This window comes from Sulfitobacter sp. BSw21498, from assembly GCF_006064855.1.
GTDB lineage: Bacteria > Pseudomonadota > Alphaproteobacteria > Rhodobacterales > Rhodobacteraceae > Sulfitobacter.
Genome location: NZ_CP040753.1, coordinates 2,627,873 through 2,649,128 on the forward strand (window position 1 = coordinate 2,627,873; position 21,256 = coordinate 2,649,128).

At 58.0% G+C, this 21,256-nt stretch carries 15 protein-coding genes; 12 read left to right on the forward strand and 3 right to left on the reverse strand.

Annotation, left to right across the window (positions count from 1 at the left end; genetic code table 11):
* Window positions 1–12 precede the first annotated feature (12 nt).
* From E5180_RS12745 to E5180_RS12765, 5 genes are all read left to right on the forward strand, one after another.
* The gene (locus E5180_RS12745) at window positions 13–2,781 is read left to right on the forward strand and encodes a TRAP transporter permease (protein ID WP_138924707.1); all 2,769 of its coding nucleotides are present in this window, start codon (window positions 13–15) and stop codon (window positions 2,779–2,781) included.
* 167 nt (window positions 2,782–2,948) lie between these two features.
* A complete protein-coding gene (locus E5180_RS12750) occupies window positions 2,949–4,043 on the forward strand; it encodes a carbon-nitrogen hydrolase family protein (RefSeq protein ID WP_138924708.1) in 1,095 nt (364 codons plus the stop codon).
* Between the two features lie 83 nt (window positions 4,044–4,126).
* Entirely contained in the window at window positions 4,127–6,865 is a 2,739-nt protein-coding gene (locus tag E5180_RS12755; RefSeq protein ID WP_138924709.1) for an aminotransferase class I/II-fold pyridoxal phosphate-dependent enzyme, read from the forward strand.
* Between the two features lie 24 nt (window positions 6,866–6,889).
* A complete protein-coding gene (locus tag E5180_RS12760; protein ID WP_138924710.1) occupies window positions 6,890–8,350 on the forward strand; it encodes a biotin carboxylase in 1,461 nt (486 codons plus the stop codon).
* Window positions 8,351–8,368: 18 nt separating this feature from the next.
* Window positions 8,369–9,343, forward strand: a complete 975-nt coding sequence (locus tag E5180_RS12765) for a C45 family autoproteolytic acyltransferase/hydolase (protein WP_138924711.1) — start codon at window positions 8,369–8,371, stop codon at window positions 9,341–9,343.
* 64 nt (window positions 9,344–9,407) lie between these two features.
* On the opposite strand, the gene E5180_RS12770 is transcribed toward E5180_RS12765, so the two are convergent.
* Complete coding sequence (locus E5180_RS12770) at window positions 9,408–9,968, reverse strand: type 1 glutamine amidotransferase domain-containing protein (RefSeq protein ID WP_138924712.1); 561 nt, start codon at window positions 9,966–9,968, stop codon at window positions 9,408–9,410.
* Window positions 9,969–10,134: 166 nt separating this feature from the next.
* Between E5180_RS12770 and E5180_RS12775 the strand changes: the two genes are divergently transcribed.
* From E5180_RS12775 to E5180_RS12805, 7 genes are all read left to right on the forward strand, one after another.
* Entirely contained in the window at window positions 10,135–10,782 is a 648-nt protein-coding gene (locus E5180_RS12775) for a paraquat-inducible protein A (protein WP_138924713.1), read from the forward strand.
* An 11-nt stretch (window positions 10,783–10,793) separates the two neighbouring features.
* Complete coding sequence (locus E5180_RS12780; protein WP_138925218.1) at window positions 10,794–11,399, forward strand: paraquat-inducible protein A; 606 nt, start codon at window positions 10,794–10,796, stop codon at window positions 11,397–11,399.
* Window positions 11,392–13,476, forward strand: coding sequence for a PqiB family protein (locus E5180_RS12785; RefSeq protein ID WP_254700480.1), 2,085 nt, complete (start codon window positions 11,392–11,394; stop codon window positions 13,474–13,476). Before E5180_RS12780 ends, E5180_RS12785 begins: the two co-directional genes overlap by 8 nt.
* 3 nt (window positions 13,477–13,479) lie before the next feature.
* Window positions 13,480–14,043, forward strand: a complete 564-nt coding sequence (locus E5180_RS12790; RefSeq protein WP_138924715.1) for a PqiC family protein — start codon at window positions 13,480–13,482, stop codon at window positions 14,041–14,043.
* A gap of 221 nt (window positions 14,044–14,264) precedes the next feature.
* Window positions 14,265–16,406, forward strand: coding sequence for a polysaccharide biosynthesis tyrosine autokinase (locus E5180_RS12795; protein WP_138924716.1), 2,142 nt, complete (start codon window positions 14,265–14,267; stop codon window positions 16,404–16,406).
* A 113-nt stretch (window positions 16,407–16,519) separates the two neighbouring features.
* Window positions 16,520–17,548 carry a hypothetical protein gene (locus E5180_RS12800; protein WP_138924717.1) on the forward strand — a complete coding sequence of 343 codons (1,029 nt, stop codon included), beginning with the start codon at window positions 16,520–16,522 and terminating at the stop codon, window positions 17,546–17,548.
* 18 nt (window positions 17,549–17,566) lie between these two features.
* Entirely contained in the window at window positions 17,567–19,129 is a 1,563-nt protein-coding gene (locus E5180_RS12805; RefSeq protein WP_138924718.1) for a substrate-binding domain-containing protein, read from the forward strand.
* A gap of 43 nt (window positions 19,130–19,172) precedes the next feature.
* Here the strand turns inward: E5180_RS12805 and radC are convergent, their stop codons facing one another.
* Both radC and dnaJ read right to left on the reverse strand, forming a co-directional pair.
* Window positions 19,173–19,934 (reverse strand): RadC family protein, encoded by a 762-nt coding sequence (gene radC, locus E5180_RS12810; RefSeq protein WP_093732116.1) that lies wholly within the window; start codon window positions 19,932–19,934, stop codon window positions 19,173–19,175.
* A gap of 106 nt (window positions 19,935–20,040) precedes the next feature.
* Window positions 20,041–21,198, reverse strand: coding sequence for a molecular chaperone DnaJ (gene dnaJ / locus E5180_RS12815; protein ID WP_138924719.1), 1,158 nt, complete (start codon window positions 21,196–21,198; stop codon window positions 20,041–20,043).
* Between the last annotated feature and the right edge of the window lie 58 nt (window positions 21,199–21,256).

Consider the following 21,256-nt stretch of genomic DNA (forward strand, 5'->3'; position numbering starts at 1 on the left):
AAGGGGACGAAGATGTCACAAAATGACCAACACCAAGCCGCCGCAGTGGAAGCTGAAGCCGCCGGCAAAGCCGGGCTGAGCCAGAGCGACCTCGACGAACTTGTCGCGTCTTCGGATACGGGCGGCAGGTCTGCGACCGGCAGCGTTGGTGTTTTTCTTGCTCTAACTGCGCTGGCATGGTCGCTTTTCCAACTGTGGATCGCATCCCCTCTTCCTTTTATTTTCGGCTGGGGCGTCTTTAACGACACCGAGGCACGCTCGATCCATCTGGCTTTTGCTATTTTCCTTGGCATCGCGGCCTTCCCTGCAGCGCGCACAAAGGTGCAGCTGGGGCTTGGCATTCTTGTGCCGGTGATGCTGGCCTATCTGTTTATGGTTGCGGCCAAAGACGGCACGCCGACGTGGTGGATTCCGCTGGTCGCCATCGCCATTGTCGCAACCGTTGTGCTTGGGTCGCCCAAGGATCGTATCCCGCTGTGGGAATGGGCCTTGGCGCTGGTCGGTGCGGCGTCGGCCCTATATTTGTTTGTCTATTACCGCGAAATCTCGGGCCGCGTGGGGGCACCGAACATGCAGGATACGGTCGTCTTTGTGATCGGCATTATGATCCTGCTTGAAGCAACGCGCCGCGCACTCGGGCCTGCGTTGATGATCGTCGCCTCGGTTTTCCTTGTGTACAATGTGCTGGGGCAGATGATGCCCGATATCATCGCGCACAAGGGGAACTCCCTGTCAGAGATCGTGAACCACCAGTGGATCACCACCGAAGGCGTGTTCGGGATCGCGCTTGGGGTTTCTACCTCGTTCGTCTTCCTCTTTGTGCTGTTCGGCGCCCTGCTGGATAAGGCCGGTGCCGGTAACTATTTCATCCAGGTTGCGTTCAGCCTGATGGGCCACATGAAGGGCGGGCCGGCAAAGGCTGCCGTGGTGTCCTCTGCGATGACGGGTCTGATTTCGGGGTCCTCCATCGCGAACGTGGTGACCACGGGGACATTTACCATTCCGTTGATGAAAAAGGTGGGATTCAGCTCTGAAAAAGCCGGCGCGGTAGAGGTGGCATCGTCGGTCAACGGGCAGATCATGCCGCCCGTGATGGGCGCTGCGGCCTTCTTGATGGTTGAATATGTAGGCATTCCCTATTTCGACGTGGTCAAACACGCCTTTTTGCCTGCCGTGATATCCTACATCGCGCTGGTCTATATCGTGCACCTCGAAGCCTTGAAGGCCGGTATGGTCGGGCTTGAACGCCCCTATACGCCCAAGCCGATTGTGCAACGTCTGCTGGTGTCTGCCTTTATCATCGCCTGTATCTGCGCGCTGAGCTTTGGTGTCTATTATGGCATGGGTTGGCTGCGCCCGGCCTTCCCCGACACTGCGGGCTATATCATCTTTGCGCTGCTAACGGCGGTCTATGCCGGTCTGCTGTATATCGGTTCGAAAGAAGAGCCGCTGGTGCTGGATGATCCGAATGAACCCGTCACGCGTCTGCCCTTACCGGGGCCCACGGTGCGGTCGGGTTTGCACTTTATCCTGCCCATCGTCGTGCTGGTTTGGGCGCTGATGGTGGATCGCCTGTCGCCGGGACTGTCGGCATTCTGGGCCACGACCTATATGGTCTTTATCCTCGTGACACAGCGTCCGCTGATGGCGTTGTTCCGTGGTGAAAGCCAGTTCGCCAATGATGTGGTCGCGGGTATCCGTGATTTGATCGATGGGTTGGTCGTGGGTGCGCGCAATATGATCGGCATCGGTATCGCTACGGCGACCGCCGGCGTGATCGTAGGTGTCGTGAGCCAGACCGGCGTTGGCTCTGCGCTGGCAGATGTGGTCGAGGTGCTTTCGGGCGGTAATATCCTTGCGATCCTGTTCCTGACCGCGATCCTGTCGCTGATCCTTGGGATGGGGTTGCCGACAACGGCGAACTATATCGTTGTATCGGCCCTGCTTGCGCCCGTTATCGTGACGCTTGGCCAGCAGAACGGCTTGATCGTGCCGCTGATCGCGGTGCATCTCTTTGTGTTCTACTTCGGCATCATGGCTGACGTGACACCGCCCGTGGGTCTTGCCAGCTTTGCCGCCGCCGCCGTGTCCGGTGGGGACCCGATCAAGACAGGTGTCGTTGCGTTCTTTTACAGCTTGCGGACTGCGGCGCTGCCATTCCTGTTCATCTTCAACACCGAACTTCTGTTGATCGATGTGACGGTGGTGCAGGGCATCTTTGTCTTCATTGTCGCGACCATTGCGATGCTGCTGTTCGCGGCAGCGACCCAAGGGTGGTTTATGGCCCGCAACCGTTTCTACGAGACGATTGCCCTGCTGCTGATTGCCTTCACCCTGTTCCGGCCCGGTTTCTGGATGGATATGGTCTTTCCGCCCTATACCGAAGAGGCACCAGCCGCGATCGTTCAGGCCGCCGCCGATACCCCATTGGGCGAAGACCTGCGTCTACGGGTGGCCGGTATCAATGATTTGGGCGATCCGATCGACTTTGTCGCCTTGTTGCCAATCAGCGAAGGCACCACCGGCGAGGAACGGCTGGAGGCAGCGGGCGTGATCACCCGTGTCGAGGACGATAAGATGTTCATCGACGATGTGCTCTATGGTTCAGCCGCGCAAGCTGCCGGTCTCGATTGGGATCAAGAGGTGCTGCGTGTTCTGAAACCCGTCCCAACCCCAAGTAAATATTGGATGTTCATCCCCGCGCTGTTACTGCTGGCCCTCGTGGTCGTGCTGCAACGGGGTCGCACAGCGCGTGCGGCGCGCAAAGAAGCGGTGGTGTAGAAAATTAGTTTGTGCAGGTTACGCATAGAGGCCATGCAAATGCCGGTGGGGTCACCATCACGTCACGTGTTTAATATTCCCAACAATGGGGGTATGGACTCGTCACCTTGGGCGTATGGGCGGAGTATTTCCGGCCCCTTCCGCCCATTTGGACGGAGTGACAAGTTATGACACCTTTTGCGATTGCAGGCGTACAGATGTACGTCAACGCGCTGGAGTCCAACGTTGATGGCATGATCCAGCGACTGGACATCCTGATGGCGCGTTTTCCATGGACCCAGATGGTCCTGTTTTCCGAGCTGGCGCCTTTTGGCCCGCTTGACCAGTTTGCATTGCCCCCCGAAAATGAAACGCTTGAGGTGTTTCAGGCTGCTGCACGCAAGCACCGTGTCTGGCTGATCCCCGGCTCCATGTTCCTCAAAAATCCCGAGGACGGGCGCGTGTACAACACCGCCGTGGTGATCAACCCCGAGGGCGAGATCATCCGCCGTTACGCCAAAATGTTCCCGTTCCGGCCTTATGAATCCGGCATCGCGGCGGGCACTGAATTCTGCGTCTTTGACGTGCCAGAGGTCGGGCGTTTCGGGCTGTCGATCTGCTATGACATGTGGTTCCCCGAAACCACGCGCCAGCTGACCAGCCAAGGCGTCGAAGTGTTGCTGACACCGGTTCTGACCGGCACCACCGACCGCGATGCAGAGCTGGCGATTGCCCGTGCGACCGCGGCGCAGTTCCAGTGTTATGTCTTTGCCGTCAACGGTTTGGGCGCGGGTGGCGTCGGTAAATCGCTGGTCGTTGATCCCACGTCGATGGTGCTGCACCAGTCCGCCGGTCAAGAAGACATGTTCCCGATCGAAGTCGACCTGTCGATGGTGCGCCGTCAGCGCGAAACCGGCATGAAAGGTCTGGGGCAGGTGCTTAAATCCTTCCGCGACCGGTCTACCGATTTCTCGATCTATGACCGCTCCAGCGGGACGGACGCCTATCTGAACACACTTGGCCCGCTTGAGGTGCCGCATCAGGGGACCCGCGCCGGTCTGCACGTTGATGTGCCCGCACAGCGCGTGCCCGATGCGCCTGCGTTCAAGGGGCATGAAACAACAATACCTGCGGTTCAACCGGGCTTTGCCCCCGAACCGCTGCCAAATCCTACGGCGGGGACTGCCACTATCGCACCGCCTGTAGCTCCGGCTGCAGCGACACCAAACCCACCCGCAAAGCTCGGTGATCTACCGGGCAGCGGGCCGACATCTAGCGGCTAGGCTGCGGCACTCAGGTCCGGTGCTTTTCAAAAGTGCCGGACATCGGGATGCAGCAGTCGACCGCCCAAAGCGGAGTACGATTGATGCATTCTATGAACGACTATTCGTCGGCAATTCAGTTGCGGTCCGACCGATGGAGCGCGCTGCGTGAAGCAGCAAGCGGGCTCACCCGCGCCACCACAGCGAAAGAAACCGACACCCTGCGCGCCAAATGCGCAACGCTGTTTGAATCACTGTCGCTGATCGAACCCTATTGGGCCTTTCCGGGCATGGCAGCGTTCGAACACCTGCAGCGGATGCTGAACAACAACAGCGTTGGCGATATGTCCTTTGCCGTGAACCGCATCACGCGGGCGCTGACAACGGGGGCCTATCGCCGTCGCACCATCCCGCTGGAACGCGACAGCATCGACCATGACGAACATGACGACGAGGCCATGCTGTCCCCCGAAGCGCGGGCGCTGACCAAGCCGTATTTCGAGGTGTTGATCGTCGATGACGTGAATGACCAGCAGGAACGCTGGCTGAAATCCAACGTCAGCCGGATGCGCCGCCCCGAAGACCCGTTCCACTATGAGGCGGTGGTGGTCAAATCCATCGAAGACGCGCTGATCGCGGTGCTGTTCAACCACAATATCCAAGCCATCGTTGTGCGCCCGGGCCTGACGCTCAAATCCAAAATGGACGAGACTATTCTGGTCCGCTACCTCGCGCGCGCCGGCGGGCAGGAGGAGATCGACAAGCTCCAGCCGGAAAACTATGGCCCCGAACTATGCCGGATGATCGCCAAGGTACGCCCCGAGCTTGATGCCTATCTGGTCACGGAACGGTCAGTCGAAGACATCGCGGGTCTGGATCTGGGGATCTGCCGTCGGGTCTTTTACAACCAAGAAGACTTTATGGAGCTGCATCTGAACATTCTGCGCGGGGTGCAGGCCCGGAACAAATCGCCATTCTTTACGGCGCTTGTCGAATATTCCAAACAGCCCACGGGTGTCTTCCACGCCATGCCGATCAGCCGCGGCAAGTCGATCACGCGGTCGCACTGGATCCAGGACATGGGGGCGTTTTACGGGCCGAACATCTTTCTTGCGGAAACCTCGGCCACGTCTGGGGGGCTGGACAGCTTGCTGGAACCCCATGGGCCCATCAAAGAGGCGCAGGAACTGGCAAGCCGCGCTTTCGGATCCAAGCAGACATTCTTTGCCACCAACGGGACGTCGACCTGTAACAAGATCGTCGTGCAGGCGCTGGTCCGGCCCGGTGACATCGTGCTGGTGGACCGCGACTGCCACAAATCCCACCACTACGGGATGGTGCTGGCAGGTGCGCAGGTGTGTTACCTCGATAGCTATCCGCTGAACGAATATTCCATGTATGGTGCCGTGCCGCTGCGTGAGATCAAGCACCAGTTGCTGGCGCTCAAGGCGGCGGGCAAGCTGAATCAGGTGCGCATGTTGCTGCTGACCAACTGCACGTTCGACGGGCTGGTCTATAACGTCGAGCGGGTGATGGAGGAGTGTCTGGCGATCAAGCCCGACCTGATCTTCCTGTGGGACGAGGCGTGGTTTGCCTTTGCCCGCTTTAACCCGACCTACCGCCAGCGTACCGGCATGAACGCCGCCAATACGCTGCGTGTGCGGTTCAAGTCGGACGATCATCGCGCCGCCTATGAAAAGCAGCAGGCAGAGCTGAAAGACGCAGACGACGAAACGTTGCTGAATACGCGGCTGATCCCTGCGCCCAACGCGCGGGTGCGGGTCTATACCACGCAATCGACCCATAAAACGCTGACATCCCTGCGACAGGGTTCGATGATTCACGTGAACGATCAGGACTTTAAGGGCGAGGTGGAGCAGAGCTTCCACGAAGCCTATATGACCCATACCTCGACCTCGCCGAACTACCAGATCATCGCCTCGCTTGATGTGGGGCGGCGTCAGGTCGAGCTTGAAGGCTTTGAATTCGTGCAGCGCCAGATCGAGGCCGCTTTGTCGATGCGCCGCGCGATTGCCGACCACCCGCTGCTGAACAAATACTTTAAGGTGCTGACCGCGGGCGACATGATCCCGCAAGAATATCGCGAAAGCGGGGTGACCAGCTATTACGATCAGCAACAGGGCTGGACCGATATGTGGGACTGCTGGGAGAAGGACCAGTTTGTCTTGGATGCCAGCCGTGTGACGCTGCTAGTCGGCGGTACGGGCTGGGACGGTGACACGTTCAAGACCGATATCCTGATGGACAAATACGGCATCCAGATCAATAAGACCTCGCGCAATACCGTTTTGTTCATGACCAACATCGGCACCACGCGGTCCAGCGTCGCCTATCTGATCGAAGTGCTGGTGGAGATCGCCAGATCGTTGGACGACCGTCTGGATGACGCCAGCAAGATGGAACGCCGGTCCTTCGACAACCGCGTTGCCAACCTGATGGAGAACTATCCGCCGCTGCCGGACTTTAGCCGTTTCCACGAGGCGTTCCGAAACGACAACGTGACCTCAGAAGGTGATATTCGCACGGCGTTCTTCCTCGCTTATGACGAAAAGAACACCGATTACCTTGAACTGAACGGCACGCTAAAGGATGCGATGGACGCCAACCAGACGGTCGTGTCTGCCAGCTTTATCATCCCCTATCCCCCCGGCTTTCCCATCCTTGTCCCCGGACAGGTGGTGAGCCAGGAAATCTTGTCGTTCATGCGGAATTTGGACGTCAGCGAAATCCACGGTTACCGCCCCGATCTGGGGCTACGCGTCTTTACGGATGCGGCGCTGAAACGGGTGCGCAAGAAAAACCTGTCGTCTTCACCTGACTAAGATTAAGCAAAGGACCAAAATATCATGACAACGACTGTTCTCAAGAATATCTCGGAAATTCGCCGGTTCTTTCACCGTAACGAAGACCCTGTGTACTTTATCTCGGCCACGAACTTTAACCTTCTGGGTCTCGATGAGTGGGTGAAAAACTTCAAATACATCTGCTATATTGACTGCTACGGCGGCAAGCACCCGAACGTGTTCTGCCCCTCGGAGCAGCCCCATGCGGAATTCCAGAGCATCGAAGACATCAACAATTATCTGCTGCAGCACAAAGAGGTTATCGACTTCATCAAGCGGCGCGGTGGCAAGCCCAAGTTCGTGTTCCTGATGTTTGACGAGGAAACTGAACGCCTGTCGAAAGAGCTGGGGGCGGATGTCTGGTTCCCCAAGGCCAAGCTGCGCACCAAGATGGACAACAAGATCGAAACCGTCCGTATCGGCAACAAGGCCGGTGTGCCGTCGGTGCCGAACGTGCTGGCCGAGGTCAAGGATTACGAAGACCTCAAAAAAACCTGCGAGAAGGCCGGGATCGGGCACGATCTGGTGCTGCAATCCGCCTTTGGCGACAGTGGTCACACGACGTTCTTTATCAAGTCCGAAGCAGACTTCCGCCGTCATGAATCCGAGATCGTCGGCGAGGGCGAGATCAAGATCATGAAGCGCATCGACTGTCGCGGCTCGGCCATCGAGGCATGTGCCACCAAGGAAGGCACGATCGTGGGCCCGCTGATGACCGAGCTCGTTGGCTTTAAGGATCTGACGCCCTATCGCGGCGGTTGGTGTGGTAATGAAATCCTGTCGACGGCCTTTCCGCCCAAGGTCCGCCAGAAAGCGCGCGAGCTGACTTATAAATTCGGGGAACAGCTGCGCAAGGAAGGCTATCGTGGCTATTTCGAACTGGATTTCCTGATCGACAAAAAGACCGGAGACATCTGGCTGGGCGAGCTGAACCCGCGCATCACAGGCGCGTCGTCGATGACGAACCACGCGGCCTTTGCGCACGCCGATGCGCCGCTGTTCCTGTTCCACCTGCTGGAGTTCAGCAAAAAGAAGTTCAATCTGGATGTCGAAGAGCTGAACAACCGCTGGGCCGACCCGCAGAACATCGACGGCTGGAGCCAGATGGTGATCAAACACACCGACGACAGCGTCGATATCTGCACCGAAGCGCCAGAGACTGGTATCTACAAGATGAAGGAAGACGGCAGTGTGGTGTTTGACCGCTTTGACTATCACCGTCGTGCCGTGGAATCCGAGAACGAGGCGTTTTTCCTGCGCATCTTGCGACCGGGTGATTACCGCTATGAAGGGGCCGACATTGGCATCCTTGTGACCCGTGGGCGGTCGATGACCAAGTCTTTCCAGTTGAATGAGCGCGCGAAAAAGTGGATTCACGGGATCAAGCAATCGGTGAATGGTCGTCCGTTGCCCGTCGCCGAGGCGGGGCCAGCGATGTCTGATCCGGCGTTCAAGATACTCTAAGCACCGAAAGGGCAGCACATGCTGTGGCGTGCCATTTCAGAAGAATTGCCCGGCCCGAAATGGGCCGGGCTTTTCGCCGAATATTGGCCCTTCTACCGTAAATGGTGGCTGAAGGAAGGTGAGCCCGCGCGCCCGACCTATGCCGAATGCCGTCGTGCGCTTAAAACTCATATGCCCGACCTAATCCCGCTTTACGAAGACCTGTGCGACCAGGCGGGCGGCGGTGATCTGGCTGCGCGGTTCCTGAGCTTCTATTGCCCGCCGCCCTATCTATCGGGGTGCAGTCAGGCGGTTTGGGGCGGCAAGGAACCCGTCATGGTGCGCAACTATGACTATAATACCAACGCGTTCGACAGTCTGGTTTTGCGCACCGGCTGGAACGGTCGTCGCGTGATGGGCACATCTGACGGGCTGTTCGGGTTGGTCGACGGGGTGAATGACGCGGGTTTGTCGATTTCGCTGACGTTTGGTGGCCGTCGTGTAGTGGGCGTTGGTTTTGGCGTGCCGCTGATCCTGCGTTATGTGTTGCAAACTTGCGAAACTACGGAACAGGCCGGTGAAATTCTGGCGCGTGTGCCGACCCACATGAGCTATAACGTCACCGTGCTGGACCGCAAACGCAAGTATCTGACCGCGCTGATGGCACCGGATCGTCCGGCGATCATCACCAAGGCGGCCGTGGCGACGAACCATCAGGAAAACGTCGAATGGATCAGCCACGCACGGTTCACCGCGACGGTCGAGCGTGAAAGATACCTGCTGCAACGGCTGCGGTTTCACCGTGATCCGGAAGAAAAGTTCATCAGCACGTTCCTCAAGCCGCCGCTTTATTCGCACCAGTTCAACGCAGGCTTTGGCACGCTTTACACCGCCGTCTATCGCCCGAGAAAACGCGAGATGGAGCACCGCTGGCCCGGAACCGTCTGGCATCAAAAACTGGATGCGTTCGAGGAAGGGTCACGCAATGTGCTGATGCCCGTCACGGTAAGGTAGACCGCGGGCACGCATGAAAAAAGGCGGGACATCTGCCCCGCCTTCGTCCTCCGCTACACCGGATTTATGCGGCTTTGCGGTTGTGTTCACCTTCTTCCACTTCCTCGACAATCTTGGCGATAAACGCTCCCAAATCCTCGGGAGAGCGGCTGGTGATGATGCCTTGATCCACAACCACTTCGCTGTCCTCGTAATGCGCACCGGCGTTTTTCACGTCTGTCGCAATAGAGGCATAGGAAGTAGCAGCGCGGCCCTTGAGGATGCCTGCCTCGATCAGCAGCCAAGGGGCGTGGCAGATCGCAGCCACGGTCTTGCCCGCGTCGGCAAAGCCTTTGATCAGGGCTACGGCGTCCTTATTGGCGCGCAGCAGGTCGGGGTTGATCTGACCGCCGGGCAGCACAATCGCGTCATAGTCACCGATGGTGACGTCTGACAGTGCCTTGTCAGCGGCAATGGTGTTGCCCCAGTCGTCCTTGTCCCAACCTTTGATGTCGTTTCCGTCGGGGGTCGCGACATGGACTGTTGCGCCTTTGGCTTTAAGGTCATTCAACGGGCGTTCCAGTTCGGATTGTTCGAAACCATTGGCGGATAGGATCAGAATTTTCGCGTCTGTGATCTGTGTCATTAGAAAGCTCCTTTCGTGTTCGCTATCTTCACCGACACAACGTCGCGGCATAGCGAATGTTCCTGCGCGGAAAGCAGCACTGGCGGGCTCTTGCTTGCGTCAGGGATGACCATTTCGTGTCTAGAAACAGATACACACGGTTCGTGATCTCCACTATACCAGCGGGATGAAAGACAAGGTCGATCACACCTCCCCCCCTGATCTGGAGCAGATAATCGTCTGCCCCCAGTGCGATGCTGTGTATCAGCTGAAAATTCCCAAGATCGGCGAAAAAGCAGTGTGCGAACGCTGCCACACGGTACTGATCGAGCCGCGCAAACAGGCGGGGCTGAAAATCATCGCCATCGCCATCGCGACTTTTGTCCTGATCCTAGGTGCGACGTTCTTTCCGTTTTTGAATATCGATGCGGCTGGGAACAAGAATTCTGTCTCGGTGATGGATGCGGCTCTGGCGTTTTCCACCGGGCCGCTGCTGTTGCTTTCGCTGGCGACGGCTGCCCTGATTATGCTGGTCCCCTTGGCACGGGTGATGCTGACACTCTATGTGCTGGTGCCCGTTGTGCTGGACCTGCCACCTGCGCGTCACGCGATGCAGGCATTCCGTTTGTCGCAGGCGTTGCAGCCTTGGTCGATGGCCGAAATCTTTGCGCTTGGCTGTGCGGTGGCGCTGGTCAAGATCGCCGATCTGGCAACTGTGGGGTTTGGGCCAGCATTCTGGATGTTCTGTGGTTTAGTTGTTCTGATTGTGGCGCAGGACAAATTCATGTGTAAGTGGTCGGTATGGAATTCGCTGGAAAATCCGAAAAAATCCTAAGCGCCCGCGAAATGGGTTTGGTGGCCTGCACACGCTGTACCCGTGCCTGGCCCATCGGCACACCGGTTTGCCAGCGCTGCGGCCACAAGATGCTGTCGCGCGACTTTGGCAGTATGCAGCGGGTTTGGGCGTTCTGGGTCATGGGGCTGCTATGCTACATTCCGGCCAATGCCTACCCGATGCTCAAGACGCGCACGCTGTTTCAGGTGGACGAAAGCACCATTGTCGGCGGTGCGGTCGAACTGGCGCATCACGGGGCCTTTGGCATTGCGTTCATCATCCTGCTGGCGTCGGTCGCAATCCCGTTGGCCAAGTTCTGGGCCATCGCCTTTTTGGCTGTCAGCGTCAAAAGACCCAATGCCCAAGCGCAGCGGTCGCGCCATGTGATGTATGAAATCGTAGAGTATATCGGCCGCTGGTCGATGATCGATATCTTTGTGGTTGCGATCCTTTCGTCGCTGGTGCAACTCAAGACATTGGCGACAATTAATCCCGGCCCTGCGAGCATGTTCTTCGCCTTGTCGGTCATCTTTACCATGCTATCTGCACAAGCATTCGACTCCAGACTGATCTGGGACACGAACGCTTCCGATGGGGATCCCGATCAACATGTCTGACACGCCACCCGAGGTTAAGGTTAAATCCGCGCGCAAACTGTTCCTGAGCGGCGCGTCCATCGTCTGGATCATTCCGATTTTGGCACTGGTTGCGGCATTGGGTGTGGCAGTCAGCAGCTACAATTCCCGCGGTCCTGTGATCTATGTTGAATTCAACAAAGGGGCCGGTATCAAGGCAGGCGAAACCGAACTACGCTATCGTGACGTGACCGTGGGCCGCGTCGAGGAAGTTGGTTTTACCACCGGCTTGGGCAAAGTTGTCGCGACAATCCGTGTCGACAAGAACGTCGGCCCCTTCATCGACGCCAGCGCGTCTTTCTGGATCGTGCAGCCTCAGGTATCGGCGCAGGGCATCACCGGCTTGGGCACCGTGCTGAGCGGCGTCTACATCGAAGGCACCTGGAACGATGAAATAGGCGATTTTGCCGAACGCTTCGTCGGGTCGGATGCGCCGCCCCTGATCCGCGCGGGCCAATCCGGTTTGCAAATCGCCTTTCGCACCGTGGGTAATGGAACGCTGACGGATGACGCCCCCATTCTCTATCGCGGGATCGAGGTTGGTCGTATCGGCAAGGCAGCGATCGCCCCAAGGGGCAATTTTGCCATCGTAGAGGCGCTAATTTACGAAGAGCACCGCAACCTGATCAACAGCAGCACACGTTTCTGGGATACCTCGGGGTTCAGCCTGTCCTTTGGACCCGGCGGGGCCGAAGTCGATTTTGAATCAATTGCGACGTTGATCGGCGGGGGGATTACCTTTGACACTTTCGTCTCTGGTGGCGACCGTGTGCAAGATGGCACTGTGTTCGATATCTTCGCCACCAAGGAGGACGCGCGCAGCGCAGTGTTTAATGCCACTGACGTCGAACCTTTGATGCTTAACGTTATTTTCGACGACAATGTCTCGGGCCTCGCCGTCGGTGCCACGGTAGAGTTGAGCGGGCTGAACATCGGCGAAGTCGATACCCTGTCAGGGATCGTGGATTTTGATCAGTTCGGCGACAGCCGTGTGCGGTTGAACGCAACACTGGCAATCCAGCCGGCGCGCCTTGGGCTACCGGGGGATGTGACTGCGGAAAGTGCGTTTGCCTTCTTGCAAGATCGTGTCGTGAATGGGCTTCGGGCAAGACTTGCATCTGCAAGCCTGCTGACGGGCGGTCTGAAAGTGGAACTGGTGGTCGTCGACAACGCTCCGACCGCGCGGCTTGTCCCTGCGGGCGACAACTTTCCCGTGATGCCCACGACCAAGAACGAAACATCTGACGCCGCAGCCACGGTCGAAGGTGTCTTTAGCCGTATAAACAACCTGCCCATCGAAGAGCTGCTGAACAGCGCCATTGGTCTGATGAATTCGCTGCAAGCCTTTGTCGGCAGCGATGAACTGCAACAGACCCCACGCGATGTCCGCACATTAATCAACGAGGTCACGGGGTTGGTCTCGTCTGAATCGGTGCAGAATATTCCCGTCTCGCTGAATGCCACGCTTTCGCGCGTCGAAACGCTTGTCGCCACGCTTGAGGAAGAACAAATGGCAGCACGTCTGCTGGCCGCTGTGGACTCTGTCTCCGAAGCCGCGGATTCCTTCACCACCTCGACCGAGGGTGTGCCAGAGTTGATCGAAGAAATGAAGACTGTCGCCGCCAACGCAAGCGAGCTTGAACTGCAACAGCTGGTCGACGAGCTGACAGCGCTGACCCGATCGGCGGATCAGGTAATCGGCACACCGGATGCCGTTGCGCTGCCCGGATCGCTTAAGAATGCGTTGGACGAGCTGAACTATACGCTGCGCGAGCTCCGCGAGGGTGGGGCGGTCGAGAACGTGAACCGTACCTTGGCCTCGGCGCGTAACGCGGCGGATAACATCGCCGTTTCGGCGAAGGATTTGCCGCTGATCGTGAACCGCCTGTCGTCGGTTTTCACACAAGCAGAGCGCACGATCGAAGGGTACAACAAAGGCGACCAGATCAGCCGCACCGCACAGGAAACCATGCGTGACATCCAAAAAGCGGCCGATGCGCTTGCATCTTTGGCGCGCACAATCGAACGTAACCCCAATTCATTGTTGCTGGGACGGTAAAATATGAACGTAGTAAAAAGTATCGCAAGCCTTGGTCTGGTGGCATTCTTGGCGGCCTGCGGGTCTGCCGACCGCTATGCCGTGGAGATGCCCCCTGTCACAGAGCGTGTTAGCATCCAATTCAACGCTGTTGAGGTACGTGACGTATCACTGCCCAGCTATGCAGCTGCCGACGAGATCCATATACGCGCGTCCAATGGTGCCTTGGTCAGCTCTTCGGACGAGCTGTGGGCCGACGCGCCCGAACGCGCCGTAGCCCTAGAGCTAAGCGAGAACCTGTCGCGCCTCACAAGCCGCCGCATCGCGTCAGAACCATGGCCGTTCGAAGCCTATCCCGACGCCCGCCTTGAGCTGCGGTTCAGCGAATTGCTGGCGACCGAAGCGGGCCAGTTCCGCGCTTCCGGACAGTACTTCGTCGCTGTCCTGACCGGCGGGCGTGAAAGATCGGGGTTATTTGATGTGACCGTCGCATTCGACCCCAAGGGCGGCCCCGCGGCCATCGCTAAGGCGCGCGGGCAACTGATCCTTGATTTGGCCAGCTATATCGCGAAGAATGGTCTTAAATGATGTTTCTACGGGATCATTTTCCGAGATGTAGCAAATTTTATACGACTTTTGATTGAATTTTTCTCATAAGGATTTAGCAAAGCCGCCATCACCCCTCGGGGCGCAATCGCAGGACAGGCAGATCCTCTCTCCATGATGACCAACCCGCATATCTGTGATTTCGAAGGCGCTTTGCCTCGACCCTTCTTTTTAGCCATTTCCGGCAATGACCAACGGACGACATGCATATGATGAACCAAAGCCAATCGAACTTTTCCGGGCCTAGGGACGAAGATGACGATACCATCGACCTTGGCGCGCTGATTGGTACATTATGGCGCGGCAAATTGATCATCGCTGCGGTCACGCTGATTTTTATGCTTCTGGCCGGGTATTACGCCTACGGCATCGCGGTCCCGACCTACCGGTCAACGGCGGTTGTGGTGCTGGAAACTAAAGAAGATAGTATTGTCGACCTACAATCTGTAGTCGGTGGGTTCTCCGGGGACTCAACCGAAATCAACACCGAAATTGAAGTTCTTCGGTCACGTGGGCTTGCTGGAAAGGTCGTCGACCGCTTGGATTTAGTTAACGATCCGGAATTCAACGGCAGGTTGCGTGAGCCATCTATGATCAGGGGGATAATATCGAGCTTACGTTCGACATTAACTTTTAGAAAATCCAAAGCTGAACCGCAACACGAGAGTGACTTTCAGAAAATGAGGATCCGTGATGGTGTGGTGCAATCATTGCTGAGCAGGGTATCTATATCGAATATCCGCCAGAGCCTAGTTTTCAACGTCACTGTCGAAACCGAATCGCCCACGAAATCCGCCCAGATTGCTAATACCCTTGCTGAACTATACATCCTAAACCAGATCGAAGTAAAATTCGAAGCGACGGAGAAAGCCACAGAATGGCTGAGCAACCGGGTGTCCGAGCTTCAGATCGAACTCGAGAACGCGGAGAAAAAGGTCTCTGAATTTACTGCACGCACGCAGCTTGTCTCGATCGAAGGGTTGCAAGCACTGGAGCGTCAGATCAAGGAATTGCGCGACCGTATTGAGGGTGCCGCACTCTCACGCCAAGCGCTAGAAGCACGGCTCGCCAATCTGGAAGCCGCGCAGACACCCGCAGAAAAGCGCGATGCCGCACAAGACGCCGCGTTGACGCGTATTTTTAGCAATGGTCTTTCGTCTGCCACGAACCAGACGGCATTCGATCTACGGTTCGAAACGGTGCTGGGACGGGTTCGGTCTGATCTTGCGCGCAGTAGCCAGCAGCTTGAAGCGCTGCGTACCTCGGAAACCGAGCTTGCCGCGCAGTTGGCATCACAGGGCCAAGATCTGATCGCGCTGCAGCAGTTGACCCGAGAATCCGAGGCGACACGGCTGCTCTATGAATATTTCCTGACCCGCCTGAAAGAAACCTCCGCCCAAGAGGGGATACAGAAGGCAGATAGCCGTATGCTATCTAGTGCCGTTATACCCGGCGGGCCAAGTGCACCGAAAAAATCACGGATAGTGGCAATGGCGATAGTCCTAGGTGCGATGGTTGGTTCCGGCTTGGTGCTACTTCGCGAATTCAGAACCCGCACCTTCCGCACCGCGACTGAGCTGGAGCATCACACCGGCTACACTGTGATCGGACAGATCCCTTTGATCCCTGCGCGTGATCGGAAAAACACCCTTAAGTATCTGGAGGATAAACCCACCTCTGCCGCCGCCGAAGCGATCCGCAACCTGCGTACATCGTTGATGCTGTCGAACCTCGACAAGAAGCCTCAGGTTATCGTCTCCACGTCATCAATCCCCGGTGAAGGTAAGACCACGGTTTCGCTGTCGCTGGCTAAATTCCTGTCAGGTCTCGGAAAATCGGTCCTGCTGGTCGAAGGCGATATCCGCCGCCGTACCCTGCACGAATATTTTCCCGACATGCCGCGCAACGGTATCGCGTCGGTGCTTAACGGCGATGTGAAATTCGCGGATGCGATCCATAGGCCGGACGGTTTCGGCGCAGATGTTTTGGGCGGGGAAAAGACCAATGTGAATGCGGCGGATATCTTCTCCTCCGACCGGTTCAAAGCCTTTATCTCCGAGATGCGCGACCAGTATGATTTCATTATCATCGATACGCCGCCGGTTCTGGTTGTTCCCGATGCACGTATCATTTCCCAAAACGCCGACGCGATCCTGTTTTCGGTCAAATGGGACAGCACGAACAAGGGCTTGGTCGAAGAATCCATGCGGTTCTTCCACAATTCGAACCAGCGGATCACTGGTCTGGTGCTGAGCCAGATCGATGAAAAGGGCATGAAACGCTACGGATACGGTGGCGAATACGGTGCCTATGGCAGCTACGGCAAGGGCTATTACGATAGTTGATCAGGGCTTGGGTGTGCCTCAAAACCGCCCAAATCTTTCCCCTCAAGGGTCATAACAGGGCCGCTGTGATGCGCGATATTCATTGGGAAGTTATTCCCAGTGAGGACCATCAGATGGCACGTATGAAAGAGATCGCGACAGCTGCTGGCACGCTCGCCTGCGCCTTGGGCATCGGCTATGTGATGCAAAGTACGGACGCAGCGACAGCCCGCTATGGGTCTGAGGCCGCCGTGAAAGAACAAGAGCTACGTAGGCTAAGCAGCGAGAACGCTGTGCTTGAGGTCGAAGACATCGTGCTGACCTCGGCCGAGTTCAACGCTGCTCCGCTTGAGCCCACGCTGGCGCTGCCTGATTCTGCCCCCGTCATGTTGGCCGCGGCAAGCGCAGATGAACCGATTTCGCGCCCAGTTTCCGCCCCAATTTCGGCGGACACGCCCCAGCCTCAGGCGGCTGAGCCACATACCTGCGATATCTCCGCCAATGCGCGCCCTGTGGCTGGTGCCATGGTGAACCTGACGCTGGCTGCCCCGTGCATGCCCAATGAACGGATCACCGTACATCACAACGGGATGATCTTTACGCAAACGACTTCGGAAAAGGGCACCCTCGACATCACTGTCCCGGCGCTTTCGCAAGACGCGACTTTCGTCATTGCGTTTGGCAATGGCGACGGGGCGATTGCAGAGGCCAAGATCGACGATCTGGCAGAGTTTGACCGGGTGGTTCTGCAATGGAAAGGCGATACTGGTTTCCAGATGCACGCACGCGAATTCGGGTCCGACTATGACGGTGCCGGCCATGTCTGGGCAGGCAAGCCGCGCAGCGTGGCGTCAGCCATCACCGGAGAGGGCGGGTTCATGACGGTGAACGGCGACCTCAGCGCGGCTGAGCCCCTGATCGCGGAGGTCTATACTTTCCCCGCGCTAACCGAAGGTCAGGACGCACGCGTGGCACTGACGGTCGAAGCCGAGGTGATCAAGGCGAATTGTGGTCAGGAAATCGAAGCGCAATCCATCGAACTTCTTGGGGATGCAAAGATCAAAACCCAGGACCTGAGCGTTGCGGTGCCGGATTGTGATGCCGTAGGCAGCTTTCTTGTGTTGAATAATCTGCTCCAAGACATGAAGGTTGCGGGACACTAACGCAACGCTTGGGGCCTTATGATCACGATTATACGTGCGGCGGTTTTCGCCGCACTTTTCTTATGTTCGGCGGCGCAATCGATATGGGCGCAGGATATCGCGCTTTCGTCCCGCGATGGCAAAATCGAGTTGAGCGGCACACTGCTGGGCTTCGATGGCGAATTTTATCGCGTCGAAACCGAATACGGCGAGTTGACGATTGATAGCACCGGCGTGCAATGCGAGGGGCCCGGTTGTCCCAATCTGGATCATTTCATCGCCGAACTGCAGCTTTCGGGGTCTGCCACAATGGGCGAGATACTGATGCCTGCCCTGATCGACGGGTTCGCGCAGCGCAATGGCTATCAAGCCACCCGCGAGGACGAAGAGGGCAACCGTTTCACCTATCGTCTGGTCGACGAGAAAAGCGGCCAGACCGTTGCCCTATTTATGTTTCGGGCCAGCAACAGCGACGAAGGCTTTGCCGATCTGTTGGCGGATGAGGCGGACATTGTGATGTCCCTGCGTGAGATGCGGCCCGAGGAACGGGTCCGCGCTCGCGAAGCAGGAATGGGCGACATGACGGGCCTGAACCGCAGCCGCGTACTGTCGCTGGATGCGGCGGTCCCTGTGGTGTCGGCGTCGAACCCGGTAACGCAGATATCGCCGCTGATGCTGGCGCGGGCGTTCGCCGGCAAGGTGACGAACTGGCAAGCACTTGGCGGGCCGGACGCGCCGATTGACCTGCATTTGCCCGACGACAGCAGCGGGTTAGCACAGGCGATCAGTGATCAGGTCATGCGCCCCGCAACGCTTACGTTTACGGACACGATCACGCGACACGCCCGACCCGCCGATCTGGCCGAAGCCGTTGCCAAAGACAGTTTTGCGCTTGGTATCACCAGCTATGCCGAACAGCGCGATACTGAGGTTCTAACGCTGTCGGGCAGCTGCGGCTTTGCGCTGGACGCATCGCGCCGGACCATCAAGACCGAAGACTACCCGCTGACCGCGCCGATGTTTCTGTATTTCCCGGCCCGACGTTTGCCGCAGGTGGCCCGCGAATTTCTGGCATTCACCCGCAGCCCTGCTGCCCAAATCGTGATCCGGCGTGCCGGATTTGTCGATCAGGCACCCGAGGAAATCCCGATAGAGGAGCAGGGCAATCGCTTTACCAACGCGATTGCGGTCGCAGGGCCGGAGATCACGCTTGATGAATTGCAGCGGATGAACGCGACGCTGAAACCCATGGCGCGGCTGTCGACCTCTTTTAGGTTCGAGGCCGGGTCGGTGCGGCTGGATGCACAGTCGCGATCAAACGTGCAGCAGCTCGCGCGGGCGCTAGAGGTCGGTCAATACGATGCCCGCCGTCTGTTGTTTGCGGGTTTCAGCGACGGGCAGGGTGCGTCTTTTGCCAACCGTGACATCGCGCTGCGCCGTGCCGAGGCGGTGCGCGAAGCTGTCATCGCCGCCGCGGTCACCGCCAATCTTGAACGGGTCACGCTGGATCTTGATGCCTTTGGCGAAGCGATGCCGATGGCCTGCGATGATACGGCGTGGGGTCGGCAGGCCAACCGCCGTGTAGAGGTCTGGGTTCGCTAGCATCGGCCCTGTACCGGCGCTGGCGCACAGGGCTGCTTTGCAATCACAAATATCCGGCGCTGCGAAAGCTTAGCTCGCGGGATTTGCCGATAATTAGATGGTCGTGCAACGTTAGCCCCAATGTGCTGCAGGCCGCAAAAATCTGCTGTGTCATGTCGATGTCGGCCTGTGATGGCGTCGGGTCGCCCGACGGGTGGTTGTGCACCAGAATAAGCGCGCTGGCATTCAGCTCTAGCGCGCGTTTTGCAACCTCGCGGGGGTAGACAGGCACGTGATCTACGGTGCCTTTGCCTTGTTCCTCGTCGCCGATCACGACGTTCTTGCGATCAAGGTAGATCACGCGGAACTGTTCGGTTTCTCGGTGCGCCATGGTGGTGTGGCAATAATCCAGCAGCGCGTCCCAGCTCGACAACACATGTTGGCGCAGGAGCCTTGAACGCGCCATGCGGTGGGCCGCTGCCTCTATTATCTTGAGTTCGACGATGACCGCGTCGCCCACACCCGAAACGTCCCGTAGCCGTGGCTCTGAGGCGGTGATCACACGGTTGAAGTCGCCGAAACGGTCCATCAGCGTTCGGGCCAGCGGTTTCACGTCACGGCGGGGGATGGCGCGGAACAGGACCAGTTCAAGCAGCTCGTAGTCAGGGATGGCCGCAGCACCGCCCTGCATAAAGCGCGCGCGCAGCCGTTGCCGGTGATCCGCGATATAAGACGGTTGTTTGCCCGAGGGTGCAGGCACCGCCACAGCCTCATCCCCCAGAAAGGGTAGGCGCGGGTCAGAGAAATGAGCGTTGTTGCGTCCCATAGGCCCAGAATGTGGCCAAAGAAGTTATCATCACGTTAATGCGGGCAGAGGGGGAACAAAAAAGGGCGGAGCCTGCGCCCCGCCCGATGCCTTCAATGTCGGCCAATCAGCCCTTCATCGAATCCCAGAAGGATTTCACCGACGAAAAGAAGCTGCTGCTTTCAGGGTTGTTATTAGAGGATTCTTTTTCGAATTCCTGCAACAATTCCTTTTGGCGGCTGGTCAGGTTTACCGGCGTCTCGACTGCCAGTTCGATGATCATATCGCCCGTGCCGCCCCCACGCAGCGGGGGCATACCCTTGCCACGCAGACGCATCTGGCGACCAGACTGGCTGCCCGCCGGAATTTGCACGCGCCCACGGCCACCGTCGATCGTCGGCACTTCGATGCTGCCCCCAAGGGCGGCTGTGCTCATCGACACGGGAACGCGGCAGAACAGGTTTGGCCCGTCGCGTTCAAACAGCTTGTGTTCCTGCACCTCGATAAAGATGTACAAATCACCCGTTGGACCGCCTCGCATACCCGCTTCGCCTTCGCCGGCCAGACGAATGCGCGTGCCGGTTTCAACGCCCGCAGGGATGTTCACAGACAGTGCGCGGTCTTTTTCGACGCGGCCAGCGCCACGGCAGGATTTACACGGGTTCTTGACGATCTGGCCCATGCCCGAACAGGTGGGACAGGTGCGTTCGACGGTGAAGAAACCCTGCTGCGCGCGGACTTTGCCCATGCCAGAGCAGGTGGGACAAGTCGTCGGCTCTACGCCGCCCTCTGACCCGGAGCCGCTACAAGAATCACAGGCAACCGAGGTGGGCACATTAATCGACTTTTGCATGCCCCGGTACGCATCTTCGAGCGTGATACCGAGGTTATAGCGCAGATCGGCACCGCGTGCGGCACGCCGTCCGCCACCGCCCCGTTGGCCGCCCATGAAGTCGCCAAACAGGTCGTCAAACACATCAGAAAACGCCGAGGAAAAGTCGCCTTGACCGGCACCACCACCAAACCCGCCGGGTCGTTGGCCGCCACCGCCCATGCCCCCTTCAAAGGCCGCGTGACCATAGCGGTCATAGGCGGCTTTCTTTTCGGGGTCTTTCAGAACTTCGTAAGCTTCGTTCGCTTCTTTGAACTGGGCTTCGGCGTTGGGGTTGTCGGCATTGCGGTCGGGGTGCAATTCCTTGGCTTTGGTGCGGTAGCCTTTTTTGATCTCGTCGGCAGCGGCTCCTTTGGCGACGCCGAGCGTCTCGTAGTAATCACGTTTTGCCATGAATTAACTCCTACGCTGGAACGTGACGGGCCGGCCCGGCAAGCGGACCGGCCCCATC

Coding starts and splice junctions, on each gene's coding strand:
- E5180_RS12745 (WP_138924707.1), top strand. CDS start 13: ATGTCACAAAATGACCAACACCAAGCCGCCGCAGTGGAAGCTGAAGCC.
- E5180_RS12750 (WP_138924708.1), top strand. CDS start 2,949: ATGACACCTTTTGCGATTGCAGGCGTACAGATGTACGTCAACGCGCTG.
- E5180_RS12755 (WP_138924709.1), top strand. CDS start 4,127: ATGCATTCTATGAACGACTATTCGTCGGCAATTCAGTTGCGGTCCGAC.
- E5180_RS12760 (WP_138924710.1), top strand. CDS start 6,890: ATGACAACGACTGTTCTCAAGAATATCTCGGAAATTCGCCGGTTCTTT.
- E5180_RS12765 (WP_138924711.1), top strand. CDS start 8,369: ATGCTGTGGCGTGCCATTTCAGAAGAATTGCCCGGCCCGAAATGGGCC.
- E5180_RS12770 (WP_138924712.1), bottom strand. CDS start 9,968: ATGACACAGATCACAGACGCGAAAATTCTGATCCTATCCGCCAATGGT.
- E5180_RS12775 (WP_138924713.1), top strand. CDS start 10,135: ATGAAAGACAAGGTCGATCACACCTCCCCCCCTGATCTGGAGCAGATA.
- E5180_RS12780 (WP_138925218.1), top strand. CDS start 10,794: ATGGGTTTGGTGGCCTGCACACGCTGTACCCGTGCCTGGCCCATCGGC.
- E5180_RS12785 (WP_254700480.1), top strand. CDS start 11,392: ATGTCTGACACGCCACCCGAGGTTAAGGTTAAATCCGCGCGCAAACTG.
- E5180_RS12790 (WP_138924715.1), top strand. CDS start 13,480: ATGAACGTAGTAAAAAGTATCGCAAGCCTTGGTCTGGTGGCATTCTTG.
- E5180_RS12795 (WP_138924716.1), top strand. CDS start 14,265: ATGCATATGATGAACCAAAGCCAATCGAACTTTTCCGGGCCTAGGGAC.
- E5180_RS12800 (WP_138924717.1), top strand. CDS start 16,520: ATGGCACGTATGAAAGAGATCGCGACAGCTGCTGGCACGCTCGCCTGC.
- E5180_RS12805 (WP_138924718.1), top strand. CDS start 17,567: ATGATCACGATTATACGTGCGGCGGTTTTCGCCGCACTTTTCTTATGT.
- radC (WP_093732116.1), bottom strand. CDS start 19,934: ATGGGACGCAACAACGCTCATTTCTCTGACCCGCGCCTACCCTTTCTG.
- dnaJ (WP_138924719.1), bottom strand. CDS start 21,198: ATGGCAAAACGTGATTACTACGAGACGCTCGGCGTCGCCAAAGGAGCC.